The 14,828-nt window shown below is 67.1% G+C and carries 12 protein-coding genes and 2 rRNA genes; 4 read left to right on the top strand and 10 right to left on the bottom strand.

Annotation, left to right across the window (positions count from 1 at the left end; all coding sequences use genetic code 11):
• Nucleotides 1–48: 48 nt before the first annotated feature.
• From STRNI_RS23175 to STRNI_RS23160, 4 genes are all read left to right on the top strand, one after another.
• Nucleotides 49–327 carry a glutaredoxin family protein gene (locus tag STRNI_RS23175; RefSeq protein WP_026169869.1) on the top strand — a complete coding sequence of 93 codons (279 nt, stop codon included), beginning with the start codon at nucleotides 49–51 and terminating at the stop codon, nucleotides 325–327.
• A 238-nt stretch (nucleotides 328–565) separates the two neighbouring features.
• Nucleotides 566–1,507: an HAD family hydrolase gene (locus tag STRNI_RS23170; protein ID WP_018091038.1), complete on the top strand. Its 942-nt coding sequence runs from the start codon at nucleotides 566–568 to the stop codon at nucleotides 1,505–1,507.
• A gap of 330 nt (nucleotides 1,508–1,837) precedes the next feature.
• The gene (locus tag STRNI_RS23165; RefSeq protein ID WP_006604745.1) at nucleotides 1,838–2,623 is read left to right on the top strand and encodes an ECF subfamily RNA polymerase sigma factor, BldN family; all 786 of its coding nucleotides are present in this window, start codon (nucleotides 1,838–1,840) and stop codon (nucleotides 2,621–2,623) included.
• A 277-nt stretch (nucleotides 2,624–2,900) separates the two neighbouring features.
• Nucleotides 2,901–4,112, top strand: coding sequence for a DUF5667 domain-containing protein (locus STRNI_RS23160; protein ID WP_277411939.1), 1,212 nt, complete (start codon nucleotides 2,901–2,903; stop codon nucleotides 4,110–4,112).
• A gap of 48 nt (nucleotides 4,113–4,160) precedes the next feature.
• On the opposite strand, the gene STRNI_RS23155 is transcribed toward STRNI_RS23160, so the two are convergent.
• The 10 genes from STRNI_RS23155 to STRNI_RS23110 all read right to left on the bottom strand — a co-directional run bounded on the left by STRNI_RS23155 (nucleotide 4,161) and on the right by STRNI_RS23110 (nucleotide 14,530).
• The gene (locus STRNI_RS23155) at nucleotides 4,161–5,156 is read right to left on the bottom strand and encodes a lysophospholipid acyltransferase family protein (protein WP_109890724.1); all 996 of its coding nucleotides are present in this window, start codon (nucleotides 5,154–5,156) and stop codon (nucleotides 4,161–4,163) included.
• A 14-nt stretch (nucleotides 5,157–5,170) separates the two neighbouring features.
• Complete coding sequence (locus STRNI_RS23150) at nucleotides 5,171–6,220, bottom strand: NAD-dependent epimerase/dehydratase family protein (RefSeq protein ID WP_093644968.1); 1,050 nt, start codon at nucleotides 6,218–6,220, stop codon at nucleotides 5,171–5,173.
• Between the two features lie 200 nt (nucleotides 6,221–6,420).
• The gene (locus tag STRNI_RS23145; RefSeq protein WP_003948845.1) at nucleotides 6,421–6,519 is read right to left on the bottom strand and encodes a 30S ribosomal protein bS22; all 99 of its coding nucleotides are present in this window, start codon (nucleotides 6,517–6,519) and stop codon (nucleotides 6,421–6,423) included.
• Between the two features lie 119 nt (nucleotides 6,520–6,638).
• Nucleotides 6,639–6,848, bottom strand: coding sequence for a helix-turn-helix domain-containing protein (locus tag STRNI_RS23140; RefSeq protein WP_006604741.1), 210 nt, complete (start codon nucleotides 6,846–6,848; stop codon nucleotides 6,639–6,641).
• Between the two features lie 128 nt (nucleotides 6,849–6,976).
• Nucleotides 6,977–7,792 carry a phosphatase gene (locus STRNI_RS23135; RefSeq protein ID WP_148591257.1) on the bottom strand — a complete coding sequence of 272 codons (816 nt, stop codon included), beginning with the start codon at nucleotides 7,790–7,792 and terminating at the stop codon, nucleotides 6,977–6,979.
• 208 nt (nucleotides 7,793–8,000) lie between these two features.
• On the bottom strand, nucleotides 8,001–9,176 hold the full coding sequence (locus tag STRNI_RS23130) for an acetoin utilization protein AcuC (RefSeq protein WP_148591259.1): 1,176 nt from the start codon (nucleotides 9,174–9,176) through the stop codon (nucleotides 8,001–8,003).
• Nucleotides 9,145–10,383: an MFS transporter gene (locus STRNI_RS23125; RefSeq protein WP_277411938.1), complete on the bottom strand. Its 1,239-nt coding sequence runs from the start codon at nucleotides 10,381–10,383 to the stop codon at nucleotides 9,145–9,147. Before STRNI_RS23125 ends, STRNI_RS23130 begins: the two co-directional genes overlap by 32 nt.
• Nucleotides 10,384–10,474: 91 nt before the next feature.
• The gene (locus STRNI_RS23120; RefSeq protein WP_277413315.1) at nucleotides 10,475–11,143 is read right to left on the bottom strand and encodes an HAD family hydrolase; all 669 of its coding nucleotides are present in this window, start codon (nucleotides 11,141–11,143) and stop codon (nucleotides 10,475–10,477) included.
• 73 nt (nucleotides 11,144–11,216) lie between these two features.
• Nucleotides 11,217–11,333 (bottom strand): 5S ribosomal RNA (gene rrf, locus STRNI_RS23115).
• Nucleotides 11,334–11,407: 74 nt separating this feature from the next.
• A 23S ribosomal RNA gene (locus STRNI_RS23110) occupies nucleotides 11,408–14,530 on the bottom strand.
• Nucleotides 14,531–14,828 lie beyond the last annotated feature (298 nt).

Raw genomic sequence — 14,828 nt, 5'->3', positions numbered from 1 at the left:
TCGAACCGGGCCGGACCGGACACCGCCGTGACCCGGCACAATGGCTCCATGGCCCCCTTGTTCAGCCGCAGCCCCCGCAAGAGCCCCGCCGACCGGATGGTCACCCTGGTCGGCAAGCCGGGCTGCCACCTCTGCGACGACGCCCAGGCCGTGATCGAGAAGGTCTGCGCCGAGACCGGCGCGTCGTGGGAGAAGAAGGACATCACCGAGGACCCCGAGCTGCACCGCAAGTACTGGGAGCAGATTCCGGTCATCCTCGTCGACGGCGCCCAGCACGACTTCTGGCGGGTCGACCCGAAACGGCTGCGCACGGCCCTGGGCGCCTGAGCCTTCCGCGCCCCCCGGAGACACGCGAGGAATTCCCCCTCCCCCCACCACGTTGTGGTCCCGCAGGGGGCCATCTCGCCCCCTACGGGAAGCGTTCGCCCACCCCCTAAGGCCCCGCCGAGGTGGCCGTAATGCCCCCTTCCCCCTCCTCAGACCCTCCTGACACGCGCCCGTAACCGGCTGCACCGAACAAACTGGCTACGCTGTCGGCATGTCGCCCGCTCGCCGATCCGGCTGGATGCCCTCCGGGGCGCTCTTCGACCTGGGCTGGATCCCTCGCCGCAGACGCCCCGCCACGGCCCGCAGCGTGCTGGCCGGCGAGGCCGCGGCCGAGGCCGCCCGCAAGTCCTCCCAGGAGGCGCCGCCGGTCGAGGAGACGCCCGCGGAGCCCGAATTCCCGGTCGTCGGGGACACGGCGGCCGCCGCCTTCTTCGACCTGGACAACACCGTCATGCAGGGCGCGGCGCTCTTCCACTTCGGCCGCGGCCTGTACAAGCGGCACTTCTTCCACAAGCGCGACCTGGCCCGCTTCGCCTGGCAGCAGATCTACTTCCGGCTGGCCGGCTCGGAGAACCCCGAGCACATGGCGGACGTCCGCAACAGCGCGCTGTCCATCGTCCAGGGCCACCGCGTCGCCGAGCTGATGTCCATCGGCGAGGAGATCTACGACGAGTACATGGCCGAGCGGGTCTGGCCCGGCACCCGTGCCCTGGCCCAGGCCCACCTCGACGCGGGCCAGAAGGTCTGGCTGGTGACCGCGGCCCCCGTCGAGACCGCGACGATCATCGCCCGCCGGCTCGGCCTGACCGGCGCGCTCGGCACCGTCGCCGAGTCCGTCGGCGGTGTCTACACGGGCAAGCTGGTGGGCGAGCCGCTGCACGGCCCCGCCAAGGCCGAGGCGGTCCGCGCCCTGGCGGCGGGCGAGGGCCTGGACCTGTCGCACTGCGCCGCCTACAGCGACTCCGCCAACGACATCCCGATGCTCTCGCTCGTCGGGCACCCGTACGCGATCAACCCCGACAGCCGCCTGCGCAAGCACGCCCGGGAACAGGGCTGGCGGCTGCGCGACTACCGCACCGGCCGGAAAGCGGCCAAGATCGGCATCCCCGCGGCGGCCGGGGTCGGGGCTCTCGCCGGCGGCGCCGCGGCCGCGGTCGCACTCCAGCGCCGACGCCGCTGACCAGGCCTGATCACCGAACCGGCCGGACGGCCATCCCCTCTCCCTACCCCCTCCGCCGTCCCGTCAGTCCCGCAGCTGTCGGTCAGCCACAACACGCCTTCCAACCAGGCAGATTGCGTTCCCTTCCGATCAATAGTTGCTCAGTATTCGATACTTGATCTGCCACCAACCCGGCACGGACCGTAACTAATCGATGATTTGAGCAACTGGGTGTAGCGCTGCCTGTACGAAGCGTTATTCTCCTCAGACGCAATCCGGAACCCACACGTCCCTACGACGAGTGAACGGTCCCGCACTGCACGTGATGGAAGCTCTGCCTCTGGGAGTCCCGTGTACCCACACGTCGGGGTTGACGCCTCGGGCCTGGCTACGCTGCGTACGACACTCGTCGACCACCTGCGCAGTTTTGTCCCCACCGCGTACGCCGTCCCCGCATTCGCCTCAGCCGTCCCCGCCGCCGGACCCTGCTACGCCCTGGCCGACGGGAGTGCTGCGGTCGGAAAGGCCGCCGGCAGAACCCGCCGCTCCGGCACCGGCACGACCACCGCCCGTCGTCCCGCCGACAGCGACAGCCGTCGCATGATGGACCTCGTCGAACGAGCCCAGGCCGGCGAGGCCGAAGCCTTCGGCCGCCTCTACGACCAGTACGCCGACACGGTCTACCGCTACATCTACTACCGCGTCGGCGGCCGTGCCACGGCCGAGGACCTCACCAGCGAGACCTTTCTGCGGGCCCTGCGCCGCATCGGCACGTTCACCTGGCAGGGCCGTGACTTCGGCGCCTGGCTGGTGACCATCGCCCGCAATCTCGTGGCCGACCACTTCAAGTCCTCCCGCTTCCGCCTGGAAGTCACCACCGGAGAGATGCTCGACGCCAACGAGGTCGAGCGCAGCCCCGAGGACTCGGTCCTCGAATCCCTCTCCAACGCCGCCCTCCTGGAGGCGGTACGCAAGCTCAACCCCCAACAGCAGGAGTGCGTCACGCTGCGCTTTCTGCAGGGCCTCTCGGTCGCCGAGACCGCCCGCGTCATGGGCAAGAACGAGGGCGCGATCAAGACCCTCCAGTACCGCGCGGTCCGCACCCTCGCACGGCTGCTCCCCGAAGACGCCCGCTGACCCACCCCCTGTCCACATGCGCCGACGACCCGTCCCACGCCGCCACACGCTCACTCTTGGTGATCACTCATGCCCGGTCGGTCAGATCATCGTGAGTGCGTAACCCGAGTGCCGCGCCGCTCGTTGTGCGGGATGCAGGCTCCATGCGGTCACGCCATGCCCGCTGCCTCTCACTCGATCGAGTGGCCGCGGACCACGGCGTGCAACCATCCGGTCCATCTGGACAGTCAAAGCCAGTCCGGGGAGTCGAGCGGGATGACGAGAGGAGGTGCCGCCCGTGATCGCAAATGTCTCGGTGCACCGGCGGGCCAACGCCTTCGCCCAGGCCCTGGAGGAGCAGGTCCTCGAGGGCGCGGCGGCCGAGGACCAGGTCGACAATCCGGCCCAAGCGCCGGGCGAAGCACGGCTGTTGGCGGTCGCCGACGGCCTCGGGAAACTCCCGGGGCCGGAGATGGCCACCGAGGTCAAGACTGTCCAGCGCGCCCAGCTCATCGCTGCGATGGAGGCCGCCTTCGCCGAAGGCGCTCCGTCCGACGGTGCCAGGGTGCCCGAGCAGCGCGAACACAAGGGCGCGCACCGCGCCACGAAATCCATCGGCCGGCTGCGCCCGCGCTCCCGCCTCTCCAAGGGGCTGGCGGCAGGCGGGCTGACGGTCGGCGTCGCGGCCGGCGCGTTCAGCGGTGTCGCCGCGGCCAGCTCCGACGCCCTCCCCGGCGACTCCCTCTACGGCCTCAAGCGCGGCATGGAGGACCTGCGGCTCGGCATGGCCGACGATGACTCCGACCGCGGCCGGCTCCTTCTCGACCAGGCCTCCACCCGCATGATGGAGGTCCGCAGGCTGATGGAGCGCGCCCGGCTCGCCGACCTCGACCACGAGTCGCTCGGCGAGATCCGCAAGGCGCTCTCCGGCATCCGGCACGACGCGGGCGAGGGCCACCGCCTGCTGCACGCGGCGTATGAACGAGATGGCTCGCTCGGCCCCATCCAGGCGCTGAACTCCTTCACGAAGTCCCATCGCGGCACCTGGTCGCATCTGCGCGACAAACTCCCGGTGCAGCTCACGGACGTCCGCGACGAGGTCAGCTCGGTCTTCGACGCCATAGACAAAGAGGTCGGTCCGCTCCGCTCGCTGCTGCCGCCCACCCCGGACAGCAGGCGCCACCACCGCGACACGCCCGCCTCCGCGGGCACCGGCTCCGGCTCCGACGGCCGCCCGGCACCGTCCGGCAGCAAGTCCTCCCACGGCAAGCACTCCGGCGGCCCGCACGCCCCGCGCCCGTCGGCGTCCCCCTCCCAGGAGGACGGCCTGCTCGGCGGCAATACGGGTGGGCTGCTCGACCCGCCGTCCAAGGGCGGCAGCCCGTCGCCGCACGACCGGGGCCACAACGGTGGCAGGGACACCGGCGGCCAGCCCGATGTCACTCTCCCGCCGCTGATCCCGGGGCTGCTTCCCGGTCTGGGCATCGACGGCGAGGATCTCCCGAAGTAGCAGATCGCCTCCGGTGCCGGCGCGCTCGGTGTTCTTCTGGTCCTTCCCTCAGAAGAACACCGAGCGTCGCTGTACCAGCAGCTTGTAGAGGGTGTGCTGAATCGTTTCCCGTACCTGATCGGTCAGGTTGAACATCAGCATCGGATCGTCGGCCGCCTCCGCCGGATAGCCGGCCGTCGGGATCGGCTCGCCGAACTGGATCGTCCACTTCGTCGGCAGCGGCACCGCCCCCAGCGGTCCCAGCCACGGGAAGGTCGGTGTGAGGGGGAAATACGGCAGCCCCAGCACCCGCGCCAGCGTCTTGGCGTTCCCGATCATCGGGTAGATCTCCTCCGCGCCCACGATCGAGCACGGCACGATCGGCACCCCGGCCTTCAGCGCCGTCGAGACGAAGCCGCCCCGCCCGAAGCGCTGGAGCTTGTAGCGGTCCGCGAAGGGCTTGCCGATGCCCTTGAAGCCCTCCGGCATCACCCCGACGATCTCGCCGCGCTCCAGCAGCCGCTGGGCGTCCTCCGCGCAGGCGAGGGTGTGCCCGGCCTTGCGCGCCAGCTCGTTTATCACCGGCAGGACGAACACCAAGTCGGCCGCCAGCAGCCGGAGATGACGCTGCGCCGGGTGGTTGTCGTGCACCCCGACCTGCAGCATCAGGCCGTCCAGCGGCAGTGTTCCGGAGTGGTTGGCGACGATCAGCGCACCACCGTCGGAGGGGATGTTCTCGATCCCCTTCACCTCGACCCGGAAGTACTTCTCGTAGAAGGGCCGCAGCAGCGACATCAGGACCTGGTCGGTCAGCTCCTCGTCGTACCCGAAGTCATCGACCTCGTAGTCGCCGGTGATCCGCCGCCGCAGAAAGGCCAGCCCGCCGGCGATCCGCTCGTCCAGGGACCGCCCGGGGTTCGGCCGCGGGGGAACGGCCGGCGGATGCTCGGTCCGTGCCTCCGGTACGGGTGCCAGCGCCGCACCGCGCTCCGCGCGCCCGGCCCGCCGGGCCTTCCTGCGCGCCCGGGGCTCCTCGCCGAAGGGAATGACCTTGGCGTCCGCCATCGTGGATGAACTCCTCACTGGGTCGGGCCGCTGCGTGCGGGCAGCACGCCGGCGAGCCGGTCGACGGTGCGGGCGAGGGACTCGGGCGGCAGCAGCCCGGGTCCGCGGCTGCGGGCGAATTCCGCGAAGGTCTCCGCCGTCGTGTACTTCGGATGGAATCCCAGTGTCTCGCGCATCTGTGTCGTTTCGACGACCCTGCCGTGCGTGAGCAGCCGGATCTGTTCCGGCGAGAAATCCGTGATGCCGATGGACCGCAGCGCCGTACCGGCCCAGGTGACGGTCGGCAGCAGCAGCGGCACGGTGGGCCGCCCCAGCCGCCGGGAGGTCTGCGACAGCAGCAGCACACCGTCTCCGGCGATATTGAACGTGCCGCTGTTGAGCGTGCCGCGGCGTGGCTCGGCGGCGGCGATCCGCAGCACCTCGATGGCGTCGTCCTCGTGGACGAACTGCAGCCGCGGGTCGTAGCCCAGGACGGTGGGCCATACGGGCAGCGAGAAGTATTCGGCGAGCGGGGAATCCGCGCACGGCCCGAGGATGTTGGCGAAGCGCAGCACACACACCGCCACATCCGGCCGGCGGCGGGCGAAGCCGCGTACGTACCCCTCGACCTCGACGACGTCCTTGGCGAAGCCGCCGCTGGGCAGCGACTTCGGTGTGGTCGTCTCGGTGAAGACGGCGGGGTCCCGGGGCGCGGAGCCGTAGACGCTGGTGCTGGACTTGATGACCAGCCGCTGCACCTTCGGTGCCTTCTGGCAGGCGCCGAGCAACTGCATCGTCCCGATGACGTTGGTTTCCTTCACCGAGGCGCGGCCACCGCGCTTGCCCAACGGGGTGCCGTTGATGTCCATATGGATGACGGTGTCGACGCCCGTCTCGGCCAGGACCCGGGCAATGGCGGGATGCCGGATATCGGCTTTGAGGAATTCGGCGCCGCCCAGATGGTGCTCCGGTGCCACGGCGTCGACCCCGATCACCCGGTCGACATCGGGATCGCGCTGGATACGACGGACGAACCGACCGCCCAATTGCCGTGCGACTCCCGTGACGAGCACGACCTTGCCCAAGATCAGCCCTACCTTCCCGCCGCGACCACGCCCTAGCCGAGCTGTGCAGGCCACGCTATCGGGTCGGTGTTGCGCGGTGATGACCGCAGGATGCCCGTGGCCACATTTCCGTCCGACCACCGTCCATACGGCCCACAACGCACCGCAGCCCCCCATCACACCAAGGCGATGAGGGGCTGCGAATTCGCGATCAGCGTCGCTTACTTCTTGTTACGACGCTGAACACGGGTGCGCTTGAGCAGCTTGCGGTGCTTCTTCTTCGCCATCCGCTTGCGCCGCTTCTTGATAACAGAGCCCACGACTACCCTCGCTCACTTCGAATCACTCGGTGCGGGGCGTCCGAGCCCACACTACCTACATCGGGCCAGCCTACCCGGCGCCGGGCGAACGGCGTAATCCGAGGGTCGGCGAGGACCCGTCAGGCTGATTCCACCCCCACAAAGGACTCACGGAGATAGTCGTGAACCGCCTGCTCCGGAACCCGGAATGACCTCCCCACGCGAATCGCGGGCAGATGGCCGCTGTGCACCAGGCGGTACACGGTCATCTTCGACACTCGCATCACCGTGGCGACCTCCGCCACTGTCAGGAACACGACCTCGTTCAGAGGCCTCTGGTCTGCCGCCATGTCACACCTGCACCTTCCGCATAAGACGGACACCGGCTTCCCCTCCGGTGACTCTTCGTCGCTATGCGCTCACTCCCCAGATTAGGGGCGGGTGATGCGAGTGGGGAAGAGGAGCAGCGAACAGCCGCCTATCGGGACAGACGCGCCCGATTGAGGACATAGCGCGCCAGCGGCCGATAGTCCGCGGCCCGCACCGCGTCATCGAGCGGCACCACCACGGACACCCGCCCCTCGGCCTGGCCGACGAACAGCGCCGGGTCGTCGGTGTCCGCCAGCCCGATCGCCTCAAAACCCAGCTGACCTGCCCCGCAGACCCAACCGTGGTCCCCGATCACCAGGGCCGGCAGCGGGCCCGCGGTGTCCGCCGCGGCCGCCAGAGCGGTCCGTACCGGGAGCGGGGAATGGGTGTGTACGCCCCTGTCCCCGGGCGCGCCCCGCACGCCGGTTTCTCGCATCAGCGCGACTCCCCGTACGTACGCGAGTGTGCAGGGACGTACCCCGAACCGGGTCGCTATGTCGACACGGGCGCCATACGCCGGGGTGAGAACGGGGCAGCCCGCCGACGAGAGGGCGTCTGCGAGGGCGGCGTAGAACCCCAGCAGCCGGTGCGGATGGCCGGTGCCGATCAGCACCGGCGCCCGGCGGCCGGCCGCCGCGGCGACCCGTTCGGCGAACCCGTCCAGCGCGGCGACCGTCCGGTCGGGGTCGATCACATCCGGGCCGGAAGTGTGCGCCGGATCGGCCGAAACCCCGCACTTCCGCCCCATCAGTCGCAGTACTTCACCGAGCGGCCAGTCCCGTTCCGGATCCAGCCCCAGCAGCACTCTGGGATCGCGCGCCGCGAAGAGCCGGTAGCGCGCCAGACTCTTCTCCCGCGTGGTCGCGATCGTCCCCGCGAGCCGCGCCTCGATCAGGTGCGCCCGCAGCGCCCCGGTTCCCAACACGCGTCCCATACTGTCCGGTTGGTCGGCCTACGGTTGCCCGGACCGGCGGGTAGTCACACATCCGTGGGGCGCGGCGCCGGATACGGCCGTACGGGAGCGGCGGAGGGCTCCGCGCGGGACACCCGCCAGCGGGACCTCGGCTCCCCTACGGAGCACCGAGTCCCCGGGGCGCCGTAACAGCGTTACAGGGACGTGAAGGGGTCCGGCCCTACGGGAGCAGCCCATGCGCCGGGAAGACCGCCCGACGGGTCGCCAGCACCGCCTGGTCCAGCCGGTCGGCCGGGTCATAGCCGTCGTCGACGAAGCTCCGCCACTGCGGCGTACGGCCGTCCGTCATCCGGTGCGGCGCCAACTGCCGGGTCCGGCGGAACACTTCGTGCCGCCATGCCTCCGGCACCATCGCGGTCGGATCGATCGGCCGGCCCGCCGCGATCGCGACCAGATGCGTCCAGCTGCGCGGCACCACGTCCACCACCGCATAGCCGCCCCCGCCGAGCGCGACCCACCGGCCGTCCGCGTGCTCATGCGCCAGGTCGTGGCAGGCCTCCGCCACCGCACGCTGGGCGTCCAGGCTCACCGCGAGATGTGCCAGGGGGTCCTCGAAGTGGGTGTCGGCGCCGTGCTGCGTCACGATCACCTGCGGCCGGAAGGCCCCCAGCAGCTCCGGGACCACCGCGTGGAAGGCCCGCAGCCAGCCCTCGTCCGCGGTCCCGGCCGGCAGCGCCACATTCGCCGCGGTGCCCTCCGCGCCCGCCCCGCCGGTCTCCTCCGGCCAGCCGGTCTGCGGGAAGAGCGTCCGGGGATGCTCGTGCAGCGAGATCGTCAGGACCCGCGGGTCCTCCCAGAACGCCGCCTGCACCCCGTCACCGTGGTGGACGTCCACATCCACATACGCGACCCGTTCGGCCCCCAGCTCCAGCAGCCGGGCGATCGCCAGCGACGCGTCGTTGTAGATACAGAAACCGGCCGCCCCGCCCGGCATCGCATGGTGCAGCCCGCCGGCGAAGTTCACCGCATGGGCCGCGTCGCCGCGCCAGACGGCCTCCGCCGCGCCCACCGACTGCCCGGCGATCAGCGCGGACGCCTCGTGCATCCCCACGAACGCCGGATCGTCCGCCGTCCCCAGTCCGTACGACAGATCCGCGGCGGCCGGCTCCGCCGAGGCTCTGCGGACCGCGGCGATGTAGTCCTCGCGATGCACCAGCCGCAGGGTGGAGCCCCCGGCAGGCTTGGCCGCGACCACCTCCAGCGGCCCGCGGTCCAGCTCGAACGCCTCCACCAAACGCATGGTCAGCGCGAGCCGGACCGGGTCCATCGGATGCCCGGACCCGAAGTCGTAGCCCGTTACTGCCTCATCCCACATCAGCTGTGCGCGGCCGCTCATGTCCGTCACCGTATCGGGCCTCCGGCGCCCCGAACGAGCGGGCATACAGCAGCGTCACCAGCACCAGGGCCATCGGTACGAGCATGGCCCCCCGATAGCTCCAGGCATCACCGAGCGCACCGACCAACGGAGAGCCGATCAAGAAGCCCACGTAATTGAAGATGTTCAGCCGCGCCACGGCCATGTCCGCGGCCTCGGGACCGTGCTTCTCGTAGGCGTAGCGCCCCGCCGCCGCGAACGTCTGGGGCACGAGCACACACAGCCCGAGCCCGAGCAGCGTGAACCCCGCCATCCCGGCCCAGGGCCCCGGCGCGGCCGCCACCACCGCGAAACCGCCCGCCGCGACCACCGCCCCGGCCCGCACCACCGCGACCGCCCCGAAGCGCCGCACGCCCAGGTCGCCGACCGCCCGCCCGAGCAGCGTGGTGACCATGTAGACGTTGTACGGAAGGGTGGCGAGCTGCTCGGAGCTCCCCAAGACGTCCTGCAGATACTTGGCACTCCAGTTGGAGACGGTCGAGTCCCCGATATACGCGAACGCCATCACCAGACACAGCGGCAACAACAGCCGCATCGCAAGGGGCGCCACGGCCCCCGCCGGCGCCTCCTCACGTCCCTCCTGAGCCCGCCGGCCCCGGTCCACGAACCATCGGCCCACGAGCAGCGCCAGCGGCGCCAGGACCGCCACCGCCGGCCCGTACAGCAGCGCCAGCGACAGCTTCCAGTGCGCACCCGCCCAGGCAAGCGAGGCGCCCACGATGCCGCCCAGGCTGTACGCGGCGTGGAAGCCGAGCATGATGCTCCGCCCGTACGCCCGCTGCAGGCTCACCCCGAGCATGTTCATCGAGGCGTCCAGGGCCCCCACCGTCAGCCCGAACACCGCCAGCGCCACCGCCGCCTGCGCCATCGAGCCGACCGACCCGACGGCCGCCAGCGCCAGACACACCACCGGCTGCACGGCCCGCAGTACCAGGCTGGGCCGCACCCGCCGCACCAGCCGTTCGGTGACGACGCTGCCGACCCCCGCGAGGACGGGCACCGCAGCCAGGAACGCCGGCAGCAGTCCGTCCGAAATCCCGTAGCGGTCCTGGATCGCAGGTATTCGGGTGACGAGGAGGGCGAAGACCGCGCCCTGGATGAAGAAGCTCAGGGCGAGCGCGGCCCGGCCGTGCCGCGGCTGCGCTCCTGGTACCCGAGGGGCCGTCATGGCCGCTCAGCCTAGAACTCCCCACTACCACTGGGTAGATGGGTCACAGCGCCGATTCCGAGGGGCGTCCGACGGGTGGTGGGGCGGTGCCCTACTGCAACAGCGCCGGCAGCTCCGCCATCTGGGCGAACAGCGCGGTGGCCCCGGCCTCCGCCAGCTTCTCCGCCGACGTCATCGCCGTGAAGCCGTAGACGTCCATCCCCGCGGCGACCGCGGCCCGCACCCCCAGCGGGCTGTCCTCCACCACCGCACACCGCTCCGGCGCCACACCCATCTCCTGTGCCGCATACAGAAAGAGATCCGGCGCCGGCTTCCCCCTCCCCACGTCCTGCGACGAGAAGACGCGCGCACCGGCAGCACCGCCGGCCCCTGCGAATCGCTCCCACAGCCCGGTCTTCGTCAATGCCACCCGAATGCGCTCATGGCTTCCCGACGACCCGACGCAGTACGGCACCCCGTCCGCGTCCAGCTTCCCCAGCACCTCGCCCACGCCCGCCACCGGCTCCAGACTCCTGCGGAACTCCTCGAAGACCCGGGCATGAAAGCTCTCGTCGAACCCGGCCGGCAGCCGCTTTCCGGACCGCTCCAGCAGGACCTCGTGTATACGGTGCATCGCACCGCCCATGTAGTCGCGCAGCGAATCTTCATAGGTGGTCGGATGACCCAATTCGGTGAGGTAGTCGGCAAGAATCCGATTGGAGACCGGCTCGCTGTCCACCAGGACGCCATCGTTATCGAAAATGACCAGGCCATAGCGCATGCTCATGAGCGTACCGAGCCCTGAACGCAGAAAAGCCCCGCACCATGAGGTGCGGGGCTTTCCCACAATGATTGTTCGGCGGCGTCCTACTCTCCCACAGGGTCCCCCCTGCAGTACCATCGGCGCTGAAAGGCTTAGCTTCCGGGTTCGGAATGTAACCGGGCGTTTCCCTAACGCAATGACCACCGAAACACTATGAAGTTAACCAACCCGGCAAAGACACAGGTCGTTACTTCAGAACCTACACAGTGGACGCGAGCAACTGAGGACAAGCCCTCGGCCTATTAGTACCAGTCAACTCCACCCGTTACCGGGCTTCCATATCTGGCCTATCAACCCAGTCGTCTACTGGGAGCCTTAACCCCTCAAAGGGGGTGGGAGTCCTCATCTCGAAGCAGGCTTCCCGCTTAGATGCTTTCAGCGGTTATCCTTTCCGAACGTAGCCAACCAGCCATGCCCTTGGCAGGACAACTGGCACACCAGAGGTTCGTCCGTCCCGGTCCTCTCGTACTAGGGACAGCCCTTCTCAAGACTCCTACGCGCACAGCGGATAGGGACCGAACTGTCTCACGACGTTCTAAACCCAGCTCGCGTACCGCTTTAATGGGCGAACAGCCCAACCCTTGGGACCGACTCCAGCCCCAGGATGCGACGAGCCGACATCGAGGTGCCAAACCATCCCGTCGATATGGACTCTTGGGGAAGATCAGCCTGTTATCCCCGGGGTACCTTTTATCCGTTGAGCGACGGCGCTTCCACAAGCCACCGCCGGATCACTAGTCCCTACTTTCGTACCTGCTCGACCCGTCAGTCTCACAGTCAAGCTCCCTTGTGCACTTACACTCAACACCTGATTGCCAACCAGGCTGAGGGAACCTTTGGGCGCCTCCGTTACTCTTTAGGAGGCAACCGCCCCAGTTAAACTACCCACCAGACACTGTCCCTGATCCGGATCACGGACCCAGGTTAGACATCCAGCACGACCAGAGTGGTATTTCAACAATGACTCCACAACCACTGGCGTGGCCGCTTCAAAGTCTCCCACCTATCCTACACAAGCCGAACCGAACACCAATATCAAGCTATAGTAAAGGTCCCGGGGTCTTTCCGTCCTGCTGCGCGAAACGAGCATCTTTACTCGTAATGCAATTTCACCGGGCCTATGGTTGAGACAGTCGAGAAGTCGTTACGCCATTCGTGCAGGTCGGAACTTACCCGACAAGGAATTTCGCTACCTTAGGATGGTTATAGTTACCACCGCCGTTTACTGGCGCTTAAGTTCTCAGCTTCGCCAACCCGAAAGTTGACTAACCGGTCCCCTTAACGTTCCAGCACCGGGCAGGCGTCAGTCCGTATACATCGCCTTACGGCTTCGCACGGACCTGTGTTTTTAGTAAACAGTCGCTTCTCGCTGGTCTCTGCGGCCACCACCAGCTCACACTGCAAGAGTGATCACCAGCAATGGCCCCCCTTCTCCCGAAGTTACGGGGGCATTTTGCCGAGTTCCTTAACCATAGTTCACCCGAACGCCTCGGTATTCTCTACCTGACCACCTGAGTCGGTTTAGGGTACGGGCCGCCATGAAACTCGCTAGAGGCTTTTCTCGACAGCATAGGATCATCCACTTCACCACAATCGGCTCGGCATCAGGTCTCAGCCCTAATGTGTGACGGATTTACCTACCACACGGCCTACACCCTTACCCCGGGACAACCACCGCCCGGGCTGGACTACCTTCCTGCGTCACCCCATCGCTTACCTACTACCACCTTGGATCGGCGGCTCCACCACGTCCCTTTGTCCGAAGACTCCAGGCCGGCTTCACGGCCTTAGCATTAATGGATTCGATATTGGGCGTTTCAAAGCGGGTACCGGAATATCAACCGGTTGTCCATCGACTACGCCTGTCGGCCTCGCCTTAGGTCCCGACTTACCCTGGGCAGATCAGCTTGACCCAGGAACCCTTAGTCAATCGGCGCACACGTTTCCCACGTGTGTATCGCTACTCATGCCTGCATTCTCACTCGTGAACCGTCCACAACTCGTTTCCACGGCTGCTTCACCCGGCACACGACGCTCCCCTACCCATCACAGCCTCCGTTAGGAGTATTGCTGCAATGACACGACTTCGGCGGTGTGCTTGAGCCCCGCTACATTGTCGGCGCGGAATCACTTGACCAGTGAGCTATTACGCACTCTTTCAAGGATGGCTGCTTCTAAGCCAACCTCCTGGTTGTCTCTGCGACTCCACATCCTTTCCCACTTAGCACACGCTTAGGGGCCTTAGTCGATGCTCTGGGCTGTTTCCCTCTCGACCATGGAGCTTATCCCCCACAGTCTCACTGCCGCGCTCTCACTTACCGGCATTCGGAGTTTGGCTAAGGTCAGTAACCCGGTAGGGCCCATCGCCTATCCAGTGCTCTACCTCCGGCAAGAAACACACGACGCTGCACCTAAATGCATTTCGGGGAGAACCAGCTATCACGGAGTTTGATTGGCCTTTCACCCCTAACCACAGGTCATCCCCCAGGTTTTCAACCCTGGTGGGTTCGGTCCTCCACGAAGTCTTACCTCCGCTTCAACCTGCCCATGGCTAGATCACTCCGCTTCGGGTCTTGGGCACGCTACTCAACGCCCTATTCGGACTCGCTTTCGCTACGGCTTCCCCACACGGGTTAACCTCGCAACATACCGCAAACTCGCAGGCTCATTCTTCAAAAGGCACGCAGTCACGACTGTATGTGCAAGCACATACAGCGACGCTCCCACGGCTTGTAGGCACACGGTTTCAGGTACTATTTCACTCCGCTCCCGCGGTACTTTTCACCATTCCCTCACGGTACTATCCGCTATCGGTCACCAGGGAATATTTAGGCTTAACGGGTGGTCCCGCCAGATTCACACGGGATTTCTCGGGCCCCGTGCTACTTGGGTGGTTCTCAAGCAAGCCGTTGATGTTTCAGCTACGGGGGTCTTACCCTCTACGCCGGACCTTTCGCATGTCCTTCGCCTACACCAACGGTTTCTGACTTGCCTCACAGCCGGCAGACTGCAAAAGAGAACTCCCACAACCCCAACCACGCAACCCCTGCCGGGTATCACACGTGACTGGTTTGGCCTCATCCGGTTTCGCTCGCCACTACTCCCGGAATCACGGTTGTTTTCTCTTCCTGCGGGTACTGAGATGTTTCACTTCCCCGCGTTCCCTCCACACTGCCTATGTGTTCAGCAGCGGGTGACAGCCCATGACGACTGCCGGGTTTCCCCATTCGGACACCCCCGGATCAAAGCTCGGTTGACAGCTCCCCGGGGCCTATCGTGGCCTCCCACGTCCTTCATCGGTTCCTGGTGCCAAGGCATCCACCGTGCGCCCTTAAAAACTTGGCCACAGATGCTCGCGTCCACTGTGCAGTTCTCAAGCAACGACCAGCCACCCGTCACACACCCTTACCAGGATGCTTCACCGGGGCCGGCATCGCGAAGGTCCAGACTCAGTCCGTACCCTCAGATACCCAACAGCGCGCCCGACCCACTCCATCAATCCCCACGTTCCACGCCGAAGCAGTACTAGTGACAACCAATCAAATGCGCCGAATAGTCAACGTTCCACCCATGAGCAACCAGCATCAGACATTCGCTGATGTACTGGCCTCTGACCCGAACCAGGTTCGAGTAAGAAGTGCTC

The sequence above is a fragment of the Streptomyces nigrescens genome, assembly GCF_027626975.1.
GTDB lineage: Bacteria > Actinomycetota > Actinomycetes > Streptomycetales > Streptomycetaceae > Streptomyces > Streptomyces nigrescens.
Note: the sequence above shows the minus strand (reverse complement) of the source record. Positions and strands in the feature narration are given on the sequence as shown.

Excerpts from the sequence above, each read along its gene's own strand:
- STRNI_RS23120 (WP_277413315.1), bottom strand. The coding sequence starts at position 11,143 with ATGCGCTATGGCCTGGTCATTTTCGATAACGATGGCGTCCTGGTGGAC.
- STRNI_RS23175 (WP_026169869.1), top strand. The coding sequence starts at position 49 with ATGGCCCCCTTGTTCAGCCGCAGCCCCCGCAAGAGCCCCGCCGACCGG.
- STRNI_RS23130 (WP_148591259.1), bottom strand. The coding sequence starts at position 9,176 with ATGAGCGGCCGCGCACAGCTGATGTGGGATGAGGCAGTAACGGGCTAC.
- STRNI_RS23140 (WP_006604741.1), bottom strand. The coding sequence starts at position 6,848 with ATGGCGGCAGACCAGAGGCCTCTGAACGAGGTCGTGTTCCTGACAGTG.
- STRNI_RS23155 (WP_109890724.1), bottom strand. The coding sequence starts at position 5,156 with ATGGCGGACGCCAAGGTCATTCCCTTCGGCGAGGAGCCCCGGGCGCGC.
- STRNI_RS23170 (WP_018091038.1), top strand. The coding sequence starts at position 566 with ATGCCCTCCGGGGCGCTCTTCGACCTGGGCTGGATCCCTCGCCGCAGA.
- STRNI_RS23125 (WP_277411938.1), bottom strand. The coding sequence starts at position 10,383 with ATGACGGCCCCTCGGGTACCAGGAGCGCAGCCGCGGCACGGCCGGGCC.